The organism is Runella sp. R0.1_18 (genome assembly GCF_057652155.1).
In genome coordinates, this window is sequence record NZ_JBYFCK010000022.1 from 15032 (window position 1) to 34112 (window position 19081).

General features: G+C 45.1%; 8 protein-coding genes. 7 read left to right on the forward strand and 1 reads right to left on the reverse strand.

Annotated elements, in window-relative coordinates:
- Window positions 1-10 precede the first annotated feature (10 nt).
- Window positions 11-1924, reverse strand: coding sequence for a helix-turn-helix domain-containing protein (locus AC23P2_RS26110; protein ID WP_487775915.1), 1914 nt, complete (start codon window positions 1922-1924; stop codon window positions 11-13).
- A gap of 321 nt (window positions 1925-2245) precedes the next feature.
- Here AC23P2_RS26110 and AC23P2_RS26115 point away from each other — a divergent pair, with 321 nt between their 5' ends.
- The 7 genes from AC23P2_RS26115 to AC23P2_RS26145 all read left to right on the forward strand — a co-directional run bounded on the left by AC23P2_RS26115 (window position 2246) and on the right by AC23P2_RS26145 (window position 19075).
- A complete protein-coding gene (locus tag AC23P2_RS26115; RefSeq protein WP_487775916.1) occupies window positions 2246-5389 on the forward strand; it encodes a SusC/RagA family TonB-linked outer membrane protein in 3144 nt (1047 codons plus the stop codon).
- Window positions 5390-5399: 10 nt separating this feature from the next.
- Window positions 5400-7289 carry a RagB/SusD family nutrient uptake outer membrane protein gene (locus AC23P2_RS26120; protein WP_487775917.1) on the forward strand — a complete coding sequence of 630 codons (1890 nt, stop codon included), beginning with the start codon at window positions 5400-5402 and terminating at the stop codon, window positions 7287-7289.
- Between the two features lie 51 nt (window positions 7290-7340).
- Window positions 7341-10367 (forward strand): SusC/RagA family TonB-linked outer membrane protein, encoded by a 3027-nt coding sequence (locus tag AC23P2_RS26125; RefSeq protein ID WP_487775918.1) that lies wholly within the window; start codon window positions 7341-7343, stop codon window positions 10365-10367.
- Between the two features lie 31 nt (window positions 10368-10398).
- On the forward strand, window positions 10399-12198 hold the full coding sequence (locus tag AC23P2_RS26130; protein WP_487775919.1) for a RagB/SusD family nutrient uptake outer membrane protein: 1800 nt from the start codon (window positions 10399-10401) through the stop codon (window positions 12196-12198).
- A gap of 41 nt (window positions 12199-12239) precedes the next feature.
- Window positions 12240-13196 (forward strand): DUF5627 domain-containing protein, encoded by a 957-nt coding sequence (locus AC23P2_RS26135; protein WP_487775920.1) that lies wholly within the window; start codon window positions 12240-12242, stop codon window positions 13194-13196.
- Between the two features lie 28 nt (window positions 13197-13224).
- On the forward strand, window positions 13225-14907 hold the full coding sequence (locus tag AC23P2_RS26140) for an endo-1,4-beta-xylanase (RefSeq protein WP_487775921.1): 1683 nt from the start codon (window positions 13225-13227) through the stop codon (window positions 14905-14907).
- A gap of 79 nt (window positions 14908-14986) precedes the next feature.
- The gene (locus AC23P2_RS26145) at window positions 14987-19075 is read left to right on the forward strand and encodes a hybrid sensor histidine kinase/response regulator transcription factor (RefSeq protein WP_487775922.1); all 4089 of its coding nucleotides are present in this window, start codon (window positions 14987-14989) and stop codon (window positions 19073-19075) included.
- Window positions 19076-19081: the final 6 nt, after the last annotated feature.

Here is a 19081-nt window from a genome sequence, read left to right on the forward strand (position 1 = left end):
AAATCTGAGATTATTGAACAGTCGCAGAGGCGGGCAGTCCGAATTGTCTGAGCACGGACTGGAAGCGAGGGTCTTTGCGAATGGCTCTGTACATGGGGGTCACTAAAATCTCGGAAGAGATACGCCCCATCGAAGCTGCCTTTTCCAGGCAGATCAAACTGCTGTCTTTTTGACCTAAGCCCGCATAAAGCATGGATTTGCTGACGAAATCCTGCGCTTGGTTGCCCATTTTATTCAACAACGTACGAGTAGGGATTGGATTTCCCAACCTGGCCGCGCAGAAAGCACTGCTCACACTCCCGTACTTAATGTTCGGATTGAGTTGTTCCATTTTCGTAAACTCCTTCAGGGCTTTATCGTACCGATTGTGGTGCAGCTCATACTCGCCTCTCGCCATGTAATACACAAAGGAGTCATCAAAAATCAATTTTCCGTCAGTAAGGGCTTTTTGAGCTAAATCGTCCCGATTGGCATAGGCACAATTCCAGATATGACCAGAGAGAATCACGGGATACAATGGATCCAACAAAACAGCCTTGGTGCTATACCGCAAGGCTTCGCTCAGTCGGCCCATGGAGCGCAGCAGCAGACTGTACCAGTAGATGGTTTGGGCATCGTTAGGACGATATTTGAGAGAGATTTCGTAGGCCGTTTTCGACTGTTGCCATTTGAAATTCCCTCGATATACATTACCTAATGTCGCATAAGCGGTGCTGTTGTGGGTATCCAGTTGAATCGCCTTGAGGGCGTGCTGTTCAGCAAGTTCTAAACACGTTTTCAAGTCCTGATAGCCCATGTTACCCATAAGCAGGTAAGCAATGGATTTGTAGGCTTGCGCTTCGGCAAAGGTGGTGTCTAAAGTCAGGGCTTTGTTGAAACGAATCAGGCTTTCGTTCAATTTTTCTTTGGTACGGGTAATGAGTAACGTTCGCCCAAGCAGAAATTCATTGTAGGCTTCTAAATTACGAGTGGGTACTCTTTCTAATTGCTGCGATTGTGAAGGCGTAATTTTTTGACTGAGTTGTGTCGCAATATCCTTTACCATACCGTTCATCAAGTTGAAAAGCTGTTGCAGGTTGCCTTCATACCGTTGACTCCACACCTCAATATCATCCTGCGTTCGTATCAACGACAACACCGTTTCCACTTGGTTGGACTGTTCCTTTACTGTTCCTTTCAACACGTACGCCACCTGCAGCTCGTCCCCGATTTGCCAGTTGGTTTTGTCAGTGTCACGGTATTGACTGGACGAACTTTGCGAAATCACTTTTAAGTTTTCAATCAGCGAAAGCGACGAATGGATTCCTTCCAGTACCCCATCGGCCAAGGCAGTTTCTTGGTTAAGGCTTTTGAAAGGCAAAATAGCAATGGAGTTATCAAAATGTGGTAGATAGTTTTCAGAGCTATTCCCCGACGATGCCTTTCCTTTGATCCAATAAGCACCACCTATTACTACCATTACCACAAATAGGCCAAACAAGGCCCACTTCCAACGCCCCGTTGTTTTGTCCGAATCAGGCACTGCTACAGGCTGCAATTCTTCTTCCACAACGGCTTTGATTTCTTCAAGAGATTCTACATTGTCTTTTCTTTTTCGGTACTCTGTAGGACTAAGGCCGTAAGCTTGAATGAAATATTTGCTAAAATTTTGGGGGCTGTCTATCCCTACTAAGCTCGCTATTTCGGTAATCCGAAGGTTGGAATCATCAAGCAATGCCTTCGATTTTTCGAGGCGAACATGCCTTATATATAATGTAGTAGAAAGCTGTGTATTGTCTTTCACAATACGGTGAAGGCGCGTTTTGCTTACCCCCAACTCTTTGTAAACCGTCTCTAACGAAAAATCGGAATTACTTATATTGTTCTCAATATACCGAGTTAGTTTTTCTAAAATCTCACTATCCAAACGGTTCATAAAAGGCATATAACAATCTTAGAGTCAGCAAAAACGCTAGTAAATATATATTTTTAACGTAAGCATTCACAAAAAGCAAAAACGTATATACTACGTTTAACCGCTTAACGAAGCCTTATTTTTACCATCTACCTTCCCCTTTTTTCTTCATTCTTTGGGGAAGGGCAAATCTTCTTGAATAATAATCGTGTAAAATTGACACTTTCTAAGAAGACTGAACATTTGTACCGCTTATTTGGTGAATTGTGCTATTCTATTTTTGAGTCACCCCCTTACTTTGCAGCAGTAATATCATATTATTTATCAAATAAATTATGTTTTCATTGGTTTATGAGAAACATTAACTTCTACATTTCCACCACTCAGAAAAAGCTGTGCCTGATCGTCTGCTGTGTATCGCTTTTGATTGGGTTTTCGAGCTTTTCGTTAAGCGCACAAACGGCAAAAGCCCAAACAGTGAAAGGAACGGTGAAGTCCACCACGGGTGAAACCATTCCAGGCGCAACGATCGTCCTCAAGGGAACTACCCGAGGGGTTAACACAAATGCGGAGGGAGAGTTTAGCATCACTTGCCCCCCCAATCAAACATTGGTTGTTAGTTATGTTGGTTACAAAACCAAAGAGGTCGTGGTTGGAGCTAAAACAACCATCAACATCGTCTTGGAAGAGTCGCTATCAGAACTGAACGAGGTCGTGGTGGTTGGATACGGCAAACAGCGCAAAGAAGGCGTTGTGGCATCCGTAACCCAAACCACCAACAAAGAGCTTGAACGCGCTGGGGGCGTATCGAGTATTGGTGCTGCATTGACAGGAAACGTGCCAGGACTTATTACCAATGCCAGCACGGGACTTCCAGGAGCTGAAGACCCTCAAATTCTTATTCGTGGTCGTAGTTCATGGAATAACTCTGAACCGCTTATTCTTGTCGATGGCGTCGAACGCCCCATGACGAGCGTGGACATCAGTTCTGTAGAAACCGTCACGGTTTTGAAAGATGCCTCTGCAACGGCGGTATTTGGGTCGAGAGGAGCAAACGGTGTAATCCTGATTACAACCAAACGGGGACAAACGGGCAAGGCTTCTATTAGGGCCACCGTCAACACCATCGTGAAAGCAGCCTCTAAATTGCCCAAAAAGTATGATTCGTACGATGCGCTTAGAATTAGAAACGAAGCCATCGAATATGAGCTTGCTACTCGTCCCGAGGGATGGAGAAACTATCTACCAGAAGCTATTCTGGACAAATACCGCAATCCAGCCAACGTCACAGAAGCAGAGCGGTATCCTAACGTGGATTGGGAAGAAGCCTTGTTTAAATCTCACGCCATTTCCAACAACGCCAACCTGAATATCAGCGGGGGAACGAATTTGGTCAAATACTTCACCAGTGCTGATTTTTTGCAAGAGGCCGATTTGTTTAAAGTATATGATAACCGTCGCGGCTACCAACAAGGATTTGGTTTCAACCGTCTAAACGTACGTAGTAATTTAGATTTTCAGTTGACCAAAAGTACGGTATTAAAAACCAACCTTGCGGGTTCGTATGGCGTAAGAAAAAGCCCTTGGGGCTTCACAGGTAGCGAATATGGCCCTTGGATTGATGCTTACAACGCTGCTCCTGACTTGTTTTTGCCAAAATATTCCGACGGTTCATGGGGCTTTTATTCTCCCAACCAAGCAAGAGCCGAAAACTCCGCATTGAGTCTTGCCATTGGTGGTGTTCAGTACCAAACTACCGCGCGTATCACCACCGATTTTACCCTCGAACAAGACCTAGATATGCTTGTAAAAGGCTTGAGAGCGGCTGGTACTGTGTCGTTGGACAATACCTTTGTTGAGTCGAACCGTGGTATCAACGATCTTTACAATAACACCCAGCGCAAATGGATAAACCCCGAAACGGGCGTTGAAACTTTCCAGCAGGCAGTGGACGGCATCACTGGTTTCGATTTTCAGGAAGGCATCAAATGGTCGCCAGCAGCAGGTAGCATTGGCGCCAGCCAGCGCCGCTTGTTTTATCAGTTCCAACTGAATTATAACAAAACCATTGCTGGCAGACATAACATTAACCTGATGGCGTTGACCAACCGAAACGTTTTTGCCAGTGGTAACGCCATTCCGTCTTACCGCGAAGACTGGGTATTTAGAACAACCTATAACTACCACAACCGCTATACCATCGAATACAACGGGGCTTACAACGGCTCCGAGCAATTTGCCAAAGACTACCGTTTTGCATTTTTCTCTTCTGGAGGTGCCAACTGGGTTATCTCAAACGAGCAATTTATGAAGCCCATTCGGTTTGTCAATTCTCTCAAACTTCGGTTGTCGTATGGCCAAACAGGGTTTGATAATTTGGGGGTACGCTGGCCTTACTTAGAACAATGGGCGTATGGCGGTCGCTCAAGACTGGGAGTCAATGGAGAAGGTGCCGAACAAAGCCCCTATACATGGTATTCGCAGTCCACCGTCGGTAACCCTACCGTACAGTGGGAAGAATCTGAGAAATACAACCTAGGGTTGGATTTTGAGCTTTTCAAAGGTTTTGTCAAAGGGAAAGCTGACTATTTCCAGGACAACAGAAGTAAAATCTTGTTGACAGGCAGAGCCGACGTACCAAGCTACTTTGGGGCGGCCCCTCCAGTTGCCAACCTTGGCGCGGTCAAAGCCAATGGCTACGAAGTAGAACTTCACTTCAACAAAAACCTAGGCAAAACACGTTTGTGGGCCGATCTCAACATGACCCACACCGAAAATAAAATCCTTGAACGTGCGACGCCAGAGCTACTCCCCGATTACCAAAAACCCGAGGGAATGCAAATCGACCAAGCCTACTCGTATGTCAGCAAGGGATTGTACAACACTTGGGACCAGCTGTACGGTAGTACAATGCACAATGTGAATGATAACCAAAAATTATTGGGCAACTACTACTTAGTCGATTACAATGGCGACGGAGTGATAGATTCACAAGACCGAATTCCGTACGGACACACAGGTTGGCCACAAAACACCTACAACGCGACGTTTGGTTTGGACTGGAAAGGTTTTTCGGCTTTTGTTCAGTTCTATGCAGTCAATAATACAACCCGCCAGGTGGTATTTACAAGTTTGGGCTCACAAAGCACCACTGTGTATCACGAAGGAGAATACTGGTCTCCACAAAACCCGACAGGAACCCCTATCCCACGCTGGCTCACTACTCCTTTTGGCGACTATCGCGGCAACCAGTATATGTTTGACGGCTCGTATTTGCGCCTAAAAAATGCGGAAATCGCCTACAACTTCACACCCGAACGTAGTCGCAAACTTGGCTTGAACAGCCTGAGAATCTATCTAAACGGCAACAACCTCATTGCGTGGAGTAAAATGCCCGACGATAGAGAGTCCAATTTTGCAGGAACAGGCTGGGCATCTCAAGGCGCTTATCCTACCGTGAAGAGATTCAATTTAGGTTTAAACATTACTTTCTAGTAAATCAATCATGAAAAAGAGAATAAAACTTTTCTGCGTAGCGGCAGTTTGTTCCCTGACTTTTGGGGTTACTTCATGCTCACATTTTTTGGATCGTGATCCACAATCGCTCGTATCTGAAAAAGATGCGTTTAAAAACTTTGTCAACTTCCAAGGCTTTACCGAGGAGCTTTATCATACCATTCCCGACTTTTCAAATGGCTACTGGACCAATTCTTGGAACTGGGGAGAAGACGAAATCCAATCGACCGCCCAAAACTTCCACTTTGGTGTCAAAATCGAAAACGGTGATTTCTGGGGCTGGCAACGCAATTTTGACGGCTGGCAAGCTGGTTGGATGGACAGAAACAACAACTCAACCAACGACGACCGCTTCACCAAGTCGCTTTGGGGATTGGGCTGGTATGGCATCCGAAAAGCCAACTTGGGACTCGCCAATTTGGATAAACTAACCGATGCTACCCAAGAAGAAAAAGACTTGATCAAAGGGCAGTTGCTGTTTTTCAGAGGCTGGTATCACTTCATGTTTATGCAGTACTTTGGTGGGCTTCCCTACATTGACCAAGTGCTCCCTGGTGATGAAAAACTCACCCTTCCTCGCCTCAAATACAGCGAATGTGCCGATAAAGCCGCCGCTGATTTTAGAGAAGCTGCCAACTTATTGCCTACTGACTGGGACAATACAACCGCTGGAAAAAGAACCCTAGGCAAAAACCAACTGCGTATCAACAAAATCATGGCGCTTGGGTATTTAGGGAAAAATTACCTCTGGGCTGGTAGTCCGTTGATGAATTCTGTATCGGGTGGGGGTACTTCGTACAATGCCGATTATTGCAAAAAAGCAGCGGAAGCATTTGGTGAACTACTTAAACTGTGTGAAAGTGGCGAAGCACCGCACAAATTGGTGCCTTTTAATCAGTTTTATACCAATTTCTATACCACAGGACAAAACTGGCAAATCCCAGGTGCTACTGAGGCCATCTTCCGTGGGCCTTATTATGGCGCTAATAGCTCCAACTGGGGCACAAGCAAGCAATATAGCCCACTGATTATCAGCGAAGGAGACGTCAAATTCTTGCCAACCTCCAACTACGTCAACTACTACGGAATGGCCAATGGCTTGCCTATCAAAGACATTACAAAAGCCGACCCTGAGTCAGGTTATAACCCAGAATATCCTTGGAGAGGCCGCGACCCACGTTTTTACAACGACATTGTTTTTGACGGCGTCCGCATGGTTGCAGGGAGCATCCCTAACGCCAATGAGGCCAACAACCGTTATGCCAACTTACACACTGGAGGCTCCTACCGCGACATCGCCACGGGAAGCCGTACGGGCTACTTGTTGTTCAAATTTGTGCCACGTACTGCCAACAAGTACGACCAAGGCTACGGCTACGACAAAAGCCTTCACGTTCACTTACCCTACATGCGTTTGGCCGATATCTACTTGATGTATGCCGAAGCTGCCGCCCAAGGCTATGGCTCATCGGCGGGCAAGTCAACAAACTACAGCAAAACCTCCGTCGATGCCGTCAATGTCATCAGAGAACGTGCTGGTGTTGGCCGCGTAGATGCACAATTCTTGGGTTCATTGGACAAATACATGGAAGAACTACGCCGCGAGCGGGCAGTTGAGCTTTCGTTTGAAGGCCACCGTTTCAACGACCTCCGCCGCTGGCTTTTGATTGCCAAAAGCCCTTATACGCTCAAAAAATCAATTGAATTTGACCGTGCTACTCCCCTTGACCCTGCCAAAGACCCGAAAGATAACCGCGTCCTAAACCTTCGCGAAAGTGTCATCCTCGAACGCAGGTTCACCGAAAAACACAACTGGTTGCCCCTCAAGGTAAACGATGTGAATTTGTACTTGGAATTCCCTCAAAACCCTGGCTGGTAACAGGTTTGCGACTTTCTAAAACGAGATAATCAATTGATAAACGAATAAGCAATGAAGTTTATAAAAATCGTGTTGGGCTTGTGTCTCCTACTGGCTTTACCCAAAGCCCATGTGATAGGACAAAACACTGCGCCTATTAAAATCAAAGCCACCATCGTTGGCACCAACAAACAGCCCATCAGTGGTGCTGTGGTAAAAAGCTCCGATGAAGTCGGAAAAGCAACTGTGACCGATGCCACGGGTACATTCACCATCGAAGTACCGAAAAACGAAATGCTCTCCATCACGGCCCCTGGCTTTAAAACTAAATTCATTACCTCAACGAGCCCTGTCAATGAAATCGTAATGACCCCCGAAGAAATCAACGAGCAAGTACGCATTGCTTTTCGTGATGTTGATAAAAAGGACTTGCTGGGAGGCGTGGCTTCGGTAAACGTACAAGAACTGCTTTCTAAAAACTATTTCACCTATACCCTTGCCGACATGGAAGCCCTGATTCCAGGTTTTAATGGCAATAGTAACTGGGGGATGGGCAGTTACTTGTTTATGATTGATGGCGTACCTCGCGAAACTGGCAACGTAGCACCCACTGAAATTGACCAAATTGTCTTTTTGAAAGGAGCTAATGCCGTTGCTTTGTATGGTAGCCGTGCCGCAAAAGGCGTCATCAACGTCATCACCAAACGAGGAGGAGTTGGGCAAAACAAATTTGACCTGAGAATCAACAGCGGTGCCAATGTACCAAAAGCATTTCCGCGTTATTTGGGCTCGGCCGAATACATGACCCTCTACAACGAAGCACGCAGAAATGATGGATTGACGAATTTGTACACCGAACAAGACATTTACAATCATGCTTCGGGTATCAACAAATACCGCTATCCAAACATCGACTTTTACTCGCCAGAGTACCTCAAAAATGCCTACGGAAGCTACGACGCAACGGCGGAAATTTCGGGTGGGAACGAACGCGTAAGGTACTATACCAACTTAGGATATGCGACCTCAGGCTCACTCCTCAACTTCGGCGAAGCTAAAAACAACAACAACTCCGACCGCATTAATTTCCGTGGCAATATCGACATCAAGTTGAACGAATTTATCAGCGTAAATGCCGATGCTACGGCCATTTTCTTTACAGGACGTGGGGTAAACGCAAACTTTTGGAACAGCGCCACAACGGTTCGCCCCAATCGCTTTTCTCCCTTGATTCCCATTGACCTGATTGAGAAAGAAGACGCGGCTTCTCAGGTATTTGTTCAAAATAGTAACAACATTATTGATGGAAAATATTTACTTGGTGGTACACAATTAGACCAAACAAACCCCATCGCTACGATTTATTCGGGGGGAAACAATCAATACGCAAACCGACAATTCCAGTTCAATACTGGCATCAAAGCCGACCTTAGAAACGTCCTCAAAGGGCTTAGTTTCAAGTCTGCTTTTGCCGTCGATTATGCCACCGAATACAGCTTGGCGTACAATTATTCGTATGCCACCTATGCCCCAACTTGGAACAAATACAGCGGTACTGACCTCATTAGCAACCTTACCGTTTATAACCAAGACGCACGCTCAGGTACCCAAAACGTATCGGGAAACCGCTATCGCCAAACCATCGCCTTTTCGGGTCAGTTCAATTATGACCGAACCTTCAACAGTAACCATCATTTGTCGGCGATTCTCTTGGCCAACGGGTTTCAGCAGTCGGAGTCGGCCATTTATCACCGTACCAGCAACGCCAACTTGGGTTTTTTAGCCAGCTACAACTTTAAACACAAGTATTATCTCGACCTCAGTGCGGCCTACATCCATTCGGCCAAACTCCCCCCGAGCAATCGTCAGGCGCTTTCGCCCTCAGTTTCATTGGGCTGGAGAGTAAGCCAAGAAGATTTTCTCCGTAACTCAAGTGTCATTGATGACCTGAAACTCACCGCCTCGGCCAGTATTTTGCACACCGACCTTGACATCCAAAACTACTTTTTATACCAAGGCGTTTACACAGGCGCAGGGTCGTGGTATGGTTGGAAAGACGGAACAGGGATTCAGGCTACCGAGTCGAGAAGAGGAGATAACCCAAACATGAAATTTCCGAAAAGAGAAGAAATTACCCTTGGATTTGAAGGGACATTTTTCAAAAAACTCCTGACCCTCAATGGTTCGTTCTTCATCAACAAACTCTCTGGAAACATTATTCAAGCCTCAGTTTTGTTCCCGAGCTACTTTACCACTGGCTGGCCAGTGTCATCGTTTATTCCGTTTGTCAACTACAACGACGACAAGCGAGTTGGCTTTGATTTTGGCGCAAGTTTGAACAAAAAATACGGTGAAGTTCAGTGGACGATGGGCCTCAATGGTACGTATTACGAAGCCATTGCCAGCAAAAGAGCTGAATTGTACGAAAACTCGTACCAAAACCGCCAAGGCAAACCACTTGATACAATGTGGGGATTGCAAAGCTTAGGATTGTTCCAAAACCAAGATGAAATCGTGAACGCTCCTACCCAAACGTTTGGCCAAGTAAAACCTGGTGACATTAAGTACAAAGACCAAAATGGAGATGGCATCATCGACACCCGCGACGAAGTTTACCTTGGAAAAGGTGGCTGGTTTGGTTCTCCGCTTACGTTGGGCATAAACCTCACCGCTCAGTGGAAAAAACTTACGTTTTTCGCGCTTTGTACGGGTCGTTTTGGAGGAAATGCCATGCGTAATAGCTCTTATTTCTGGGTGGATGGTGAAGATAAGTATTCTGAAGTAGTGAGAGGACGATGGACAGAAGAAACAAAATCGACCGCCAACTATCCAAGATTGACCACCTTAAACAGCGACAACAACTTCCGTTCTTCTGATTTCTGGATGTACAAAACCAATCGTTTTGACCTGACAAAAGTCCAAATCTCTTACGACTTGTCAGATGTCCTCAAAACGAAATCGTTTGTGCGTGAGCTAGGGGTGTATGCCAATGGCTTTAACCTGCTGACCGTTTCTGAAAATCGACAAATCATGGAACTCAACGTAGGCAATGCACCACAAACTCGCTTGTTCAATCTTGGGATAAAAGCCCAGTTCTAATTTTTTAAAAATCATTTTTGACTGTTACACTATGTTCTGTATCAATAAAGGAATAGTAAAGATGCTGGTTTGTGCGACTGTTTTACTGACAGGCTGCCAAGACCTCCTAGAACCTGCCATTGAGAATAATAGGCAGCTAGACGCCAGTGCGTACTTACCAAGTGATTCAAGATTTCCATTTGGTATTTTGCTCAATGGCTACAACAGGATTCCTACCAACTCATGGTCGTTCAATGACGTCGCTACCGACGATGCCGTCAGCAATGACCAAAACAACGGATACCTCAAAATGGCAACGGGCCAGTGGACGGCCAACAACAACCCCGCCAACCAATGGACCAACTGCTTTGCGGGGATTCAATACCTCAACATCACACTCGGGGAAGTTGATAAGGTACAATGGGTAGCCGATCCCGTGGCAAATAAGCTATTTTCGACCCGAATCAAGGGAGAAGCCTATGGGCTCCGTGCGTTGTTGATGTATCATCTTTTGCAAACACATGCAGGCAAAGGGGTGAGTGGGCAAATGCTCGGTGTACCTATTTTGACCAAAATACAAACCACAAGCGATAACTACAATTTGCCACGGGCTTCTTTCGACGATTGCCTCAAACAAATTTATCAGGATTTGGACAGCGCTGATATTAAGCTCCCACTCGACTACCGCGACATTGCGCTGGGACAAGAGTCGCAGATTCCTGCCAAATACGGAAAAGTGACGCTTGAGCAGTACAATCGGGCCTTTGGGGTGACCTTCAGCGGTTTGTTTACGGGGCGTATCGCCAAAGCAGTAAGAGCACAAGTTGCCCTATTAGCGGCAAGTCCTGCTTTCAACACTGGAAATGCCACCAAATGGACAGACGCAGCCAATGCCGCCGCAGCCGTCCTCAACCTAAACGGCGGGCTAAATGCCATTCCAAGCACTGCCGCTAGTGGCCTTACTTGGTACTCGAATACCGCCGAAATCGGTAGCTTAAAAGACGGTGCCAACCCACCCGAAATTATCTGGCGTAACAACTGGGGCGAAAATAGAGACTTAGAACAAGCCAATTTCCCGCCTACTCTATTCGGCAACGGGCGCATTAATCCTACCCAAAACCTAGTCGATGCGTTTCCAATGCTCAATGGCTACCCCATTAGCAACCCACTCAGTGGCTATAACCCCGCAGACCCTTACACCAACCGCGACCCGCGCTTGAGAATGTTTGTGTTGGTAAATGGGGCAACGGCAGGCGTCAACAACACCGCTATTAACACCACCGCCAACGGCACCACCAACGATGCCCTCAATCGGGTAGAAACCTCAACCAGAACAGGTTACTATTTGCGAAAACTGCTCCGCCAAGACGTCAACTTAAACCCGACATCGGCCACCAACCAGCGCCACTACAAACCGCACATCCGCTACACCGAAATCGCCTTGGCTTACGCCGAAGCGGCCAACGAAGCCTTTGGCCCTACGGGTACAGGCGCCAATACCTACTCAGCCTACGATGTCATCCGAGCCATTCGTAGAAGAGCAGGCATCGGCCTTACCAACAACGACCCTTATTTGGAAAGTGCCAAAGCAAGTAAAGAAAGCATGCGTCAGCTCATTCGGGATGAGCGCCGTCTGGAGCTTTGCTTTGAAGGGTTTCGGTTTTGGGATTTGCGCCGTTGGAACGCCACCCTGACTGAGCCCGCCAAAGGTGTGAGTATTCAAAACGGTGTTTATACCATACTGCCCGCAGTTCAAGACCGGGTATTTAAAACCCACATGAAATATGGCCCTGTTCCGTATTCAGAAATCTTGAAATACTCCGCACTTGAACAAAACGAAGGCTGGAACTAATCATCAACGATTCTTTTATCATTGACAAAATTTTTAAATTTATGAAGAGATTTGTTTTAATAATGGTACTGTTCACGGTTGGGCTTGCCTCTTGTAATCAGGAAAAGATATTTCCTGATTACAAATTCCAAAATGTCTATTTTGCCTACCAATACCCCGTACGAACAATCACTTTCGGCGAAGACACCTACGTCAATACTGACTTAGACAACCAGCGTAAATGCCAAATATACGCAGCAACGGGCGGGGTTTACGAAAGCCGAAGAGACATCACTGTCAAGGTGGCGGTTGATAACTCTTTGCTAAAAAGTGGAATGTTGTTTGGAGCTGGCAAAGACGAAATACTCGCCATGCCAACCAACTATTACTCCTTGGCATCTGACCAAATTATTATTCCAAAGGGAACATTATCAGGCGGAGTGGACGTGCAGCTAACCGATGCGTTTTTTGCTGACCCAAAATCCATCAAAAATACCTACGTCATTCCCTTAAGAATAACCCAAACCGATGCCGACTCTATTCTTCGTACCAAAAATTTTGTGCTGTACGCCATCAAGTACGTCAACGCTTGGCATGGAAACTACCTCAGACGCGGCACAGACGTTGTGACGGGAAGCGTAAACCAGACCATCGTTCGCCACGCGCAGTTTGTTGAGAAAGACGAAGTAAATAAGCTTTCCACTAAGTCGATGAGTGAGCTTGAATTTCCTGTGGTCATCAAAGACAAGGACGGCAAAAACGTCAACGTTACGCTCTTGATGCGATTTGAGGGAGAGAACAAATGCACCATCACGTCGGCCTCCCCCAACTATACCGCCATTGGAAGCGGCACTTTTGTCAAAAAGGGCGAGAAAAACAGCTGGGGTAATAAAGACCGCGATGCGTTGTACCTCAAGTACGAAATAACCATGGCAGGTATGAAAGTAGCCACGACCGACACCCTCGTGATGCGTGACCGCACCGTGGCATTGGAAACTTTTACACCCGTGTCGAAATAACTTTTGACCCCATTAGAACAGTAATCTTATGAAAAAAATACATAAACTTGCCCTGGGGCTAACCACCTGTGTGGCAGCCTCATGTACCACTTTTGAGCCCGTTGACTTCAAAGTCGATAAGCCTGAAAGTGCCGCTATTCAGGAGAATATTGATGCCTATCCCGCATTAAAATCTTACATCAACCGTAATGCTCATCCAAATTTCAAGTTGGGCGTTGCCCTTTCGTTGGCCGATTACAACAACAAAAACGTGATGTATCGGTTGGCCAATAAGAATTTCGATGAAATTGCCCTCGGCTACGAAATGAAACACGGGGCTGTCGTACAGTCAAACGGCAATTTAGCCCTCGACAACGTGGCCAAACTTTTGGAAACGGCCAAAGCAGCAGGAACATCCGTCTATGGGCATACGCTGTGCTGGCACGCCAACCAAAATGCGACCTATTTGAAAAGTGTCATTGCTCCCGATATTTTGTCGTCAACGGGGCCTGGGTGGGATTTGATTACTGCGGCCGATTTTGAAACCGATGCAGCCACTAATTTTCAAAGCAATGCCAATGCGGTACTCTCTTATACGACAGCTGGCAGCGGGGCCAACGGCACTGGAAGAGCACTAAAAATAACCAACGCGAGTGTTCGGGCCAATGATTGGGAAGCACAGTTTTTTGTACGTTTTTCTCCTGCAGCTGTTCAGGGTGAAAAATACATACTCAAAATGGATGTGAAAGCCGATGTTGCCGCTTCGTACCCAACTCAGGCCCACGTAACGCCTGGTGCATACAAGCACTGGGACTTTTTCGGAACGATTGCCGCTACACCTACTTGGACTACCTATACCAAAGAAATCACGGTTACGGCCGATATGGCTACCTGTGGTGCCATTGCTTTTAACCTTGGCAAAACGGCTACTAATTATTATTTTGATAACATCTCTTTGACAAAGTACAATGCCACAGGAAGTGTTCAAACAAAAGAAAAAGCACCCGAATTAAAGAAAACACTTATTACCAATGCTTTAGACAAGTGGATGTCGGGGATGTTGGCCGTTTCTAAACCCTATGTGAAAGCGTGGGATGTAGTCAATGAACCCATGGACGACGCCAAACCGTTTGAGCTAAAAACGGGCGTAGGCAAAACCCTCAAAGGTGACGAATTTTATTGGCAAGATTACATGGGTAAAGATTATGCCGTCACTGCCTTTCAATTGGCAAGGAAATATGGCAATCCCAACGATATTCTTTTCATCAACGATTATAACCTTGAGTATAATTTGGATAAATGTAAGGGAATCATCGAATACGTAAAGTACATCGAAAGCAAAGGCGCAAAAGTGGACGGTATCGGTACCCAAATGCACATCGACATCAATTCGGACAAAACCAAGATTTCCGAGATGTTTAAACTTTTGGCTGGTACAGGCAAGTTGATTAAAATTTCGGAATTAGACATTGGCTTAGCGGGCGTAAAAACGGCAGCGGCCACTCAAGAGCATTACAAAGCCCAAGCCGAAATGTACAAGTACGTCATTGACAAATACTTTGAGATTATCCCAGCTGCGCAACGCTACGGCATCACCATTTGGAGCCCCTTGGACAGCCCCGCAAACTCAAGCTGGAGAGCCGATGACCCCGTAGGACTTTGGACACAACAATACGTACGAAAATTAGCTTATTCGCAGGTAGCTGAAGCGGTAAAAGCAAATATGAAGTAATCAATCGTCAAGGCACAAGGTCTTTTTCAATCCCCCACATGTAAAAAATGATGGGGGATTGCTTTCATTAGGTATGAACATGAAAAAATTTTCCTTTTTATTCGCCTTTTTCGGTCTTGTACACCTGCTTTATGGACAGCAGAAAGAGTATAAATTTATTAATTTCAGCAGTAAAAATGGCCTAACGTCCAATTCCGTCAATGCTATTTTAAAAGATAAACATGGCTTTATGTGGTTTGGCACAGAAGATGGGCTCAACCGGTTTGATGGCCAAAACTTTGTTGCCTATCACCACAATGACCGTGATAGTACGAGTATTGGCCGTGGGCCTGTAGTGGCAATGACCCAAGATAAATCTGGAAAAATATGGTTAGCTACCAACCTTACCCTCTCGGCTTATAACCTTAATTTAGATTCGTTCATCAATTATGATTTTTCAAAGTTAGGTTGGATTATAAGCCTATGTGCCGACCAAAGTGGTAAAATATGGGTAGGCACCTACGCTGGGCTGTTTATTTTCGACCCTAATACCCAAAAAATCAAGGCTTTACAAGCCAACCCTAACAACCGCACCAAGCTAAATTCAAACACCATTAGGTGTATTTTTGAGGACAGCCGCCACGCTATGTGGATTGGCACCGACAATGGGCTGCACCTTTATAACAACCAAAATGACCAATTTACTCGATTTCTCAGTGACCCCAATCGCCAAGGCTCCATCTCTGACAACCATATAACGTGCATTGCCGAAGACAAAAATGGGCAACTTTGGATAGGAACTAATAAAGGTGGGTTAAATGTGATGAATGGTACAAAAAATAGTTTTACCAGTTATAAATCAGACGCTAATGACGCCAATACCCTTTCCAATAACCACATCCATAAAGTAGCATTCGACAAAGATGGACACCTATGGGTGGGGACAGAAAGCAACCTTGACATCCTAAACCCCAAAACGGGCGTCGTCACCCGCGTTAAAAGCGTCCTGGTTGAACAATCAAGCTTTACACCAAGCATCGTGGGGCGGTCGGTGCGAGATGTGTATATCGACGATGCTGGCATCTATTGGGTGGCAATTAATCAAGGGGGAATCAATAAATATGACACCAATCTCGCTTTCTTTAACCATAAACAATTTAAGCAATTTGACCCCAATGGCCTAACTGGCAGCTCGGTTATGTGTTTCGCTGAAAGCCCCACTGGCGACATTTTTATTGGGACAGAAGGCACAGGAATCAATATTTTCAACCGAAAAACAGGTCAAATTAAGCCTTACAGATTACCTCAGCAACGGGCCAATGTGTCGTCTGTTATTGCCCTCGAAACAAATCAAAATACCCTTTGGGTAGGCACCTACCAAGGTGGCTTGTATAATGTTAATCTCGCCACAGGCGCTTCTACTTATTTTCACATCTCAAAAAACGAAAAAGATACCAAAGATGTACCTGTCAATTGTTTCAAAACAGATAAAAATGGAAAAGTCTGGATGGGGACAAACGGCATTGCGGTAGTTCGCTACGACCCTGCGACCCGTAAAATTGAGGATGGCGAAACCATTTTTGGAGCTACAGGCACCAAATTCCCCCTCAATAATTTTATCACATCCATCGAACAAGACAAATCTGGCAACGTATGGTTTGGCTCAAACGGGACAGGTATTGCCGTTTACTTTCCCAACGAAAACCGTTTTCAGGTGCTTAATTATGGCAACAGCGGCCTTCCGATGGACCGAGTTCAGACCATCCACTGCGACAAATCGGGCAGAATATGGGTGGGCTGTTTGGGCGGTGGGCTATGTTTATACAAACCAGAGACCAAAACCTTTGAACGTTTTGATGAACGTTATTCTTTGTCCAATGATGTCATTTATAAAATAGTGGAGGACGAAAAAGGGAAACTCTGGGTCAGCACCAACAAAGGAATAAGCTCATTTGACATAGCTAAAAAAACCTTCAAAAATTTTACTCCTTACAACGGTATCCAACAAAGTACATTCAACATTAGCGCTGGTTTTATAACGTCCGATAAAACAATCTTTTTTGGCGGACTCAACGGCTTTAACTACTTTAAATCTGCGGATATTTTCCAAAAAAAGAACATTCCCCCTTTGGTAACTACTGTACTAAAAATCAACAATAAACAGGTAAATGCAACAGAAAATGCCGAAATAACAGAACCTATTTTAACGGCCAAAGAGATGGTATTGAGCTATAAACAAAACTTCTCTATTGATTTTATTGCCTTAAACTATACCGCCCCGCACGAAAACAGGTACGCGTACAAACTGGATGGATTTGATAAAGAATGGAACGATGTTGGCACCAAAAACACGGCTGTTTATACCAATTTAGACCCAGGAGAATATATTTTTAGGCTTAAAGCCCACAGCGAAGATGGCTCTTGGGAGACCCCCGAAAAAGTGATTAATATTACCGTAAAACCTCCTTTTTGGAGTACCTATTACGCTTATTTTTGCTATTTTCTCCTCACGTTACTGGCCATTTGGGCCATTCGGCGCAGTTCTATTCAAAAGCTTAAAAATGACTTCATGCGAAAACAAGAACGCCTAGAAATGAAGCATTTGATAGAAAAAGAACGGCACGATGCCGAGCAAAAAATGGAACTTGAAAAAATCAAAATCAAGTTTTTGACTAACCTAAGCCACGAGTTAAAAACACCGCTTACGCTCGTTTTAAATCCCATTGAAAATTTAATGTTTCAGGAAAATAGTACTGAAAAACTCGAAATGTTAAATTTGATAAGTAGAAACGCCAAAAGGCTACTGAATTTAGTCAATCAGTTATTGGATTTTAGAAGAATAGAAACCAACGAACTTACGCTTTACAAAACCGAAGGAGATTTGGTGACATTCGTTCAAGAAATCGTAGATGCTTTTAAATACATTGCTACAAGAAAAAACATTGCGTTGCATTTTGTGTGCGCTTTTAAAAATTATAATACTACTTTCGACAAAGATAAACTCGAACGCATTCTGATTAACCTCCTCTCCAACGCTATCAAATTCACTAACGATGGCGGCAATGTAAGTCTTCAACTTACTGGCGACGGCGATGCTGGCGTAAAAATGATTTTACGCGATACGGGCATTGGATTACCCGCCGACATTCGAGATAAAATTTTCGAGCGTTTTTTTCAAGCCAATAATCACGCTGATATTCTAAATCAAGGCAGCGGCATTGGGCTATCTATCGCCCAAGAATTTGTGAAGCTTCACGGTGGCGCCATCAAAGTAGAAAGTGAGGAAGGTGTTGGAAGTGCTTTTATCATCACTCTCCCGTTGGTGCCTCTTTATTTTGAACAATCAACCCCTTTGCACCTGCCCAACGAAAAACTAGATTCGGTCGGAAGCTTTGCCACAAAAGAACCACCTAAGCTAGAAAAACCCATTGTGTTGATTGTTGACGACGATGATGATTTGAGGGCCTATTTGGTACAAAGCCTAAAAACCAAATATAAAATCATTGAAGCGTCTGACGGTCGTCAAGGCTGGCAAAAAGCATTGGCCAACCACCCCCAAGTCATCATAAGCGATGTCAATATGCCAGGCGTCGATGGGGTTGAAATGGTGCGAAAAATCAAAAATGACACCCGAACCAAACACATTCCTGTGATTATGCTGACGGTTTTATCAGAAGAAACGGAGCAGCTAAAAGGGCTCGAAGCAGGCGCAAGCGACTACCTAACCAAGCCCTTTAGCTTCCATTTATTGAGCATAAAAATCGAAAACTTGCTCAGTTTGAACAGTTTGCTAAAAAATACGTACAGCAAACACATACAGGTAGAAACCCCCGAAATAGAAGTCGCCTCTGAAGACGAGAAGTTTTTGTTGAAATTTACGCGCTATGTGGAAGAAAACATCGAAAACCCCAACCTCTCGATTGAAGAATTGAGCAAGGCCATGTTTGTCAGCCGAAGCACGCTGTATGCCAAAGTACTAAACATGACGGGTGAAACCCCCGTTGAGTACGTCAGGTCGCTGAAGTTGAAAAAGGCACTGTCTCTTTTGCAAAAAAACGACATGAAAATAGCCCAAATCGCCTACGCAGTCGGCTTTTCTAATCCTAATTATTTTGCCAGGGCGTTCAAAGCCAAATACAACGTGTCGCCATCTGAATACCTCACGCTTAACAAAAACGCCGTTGCGTAGCCATAC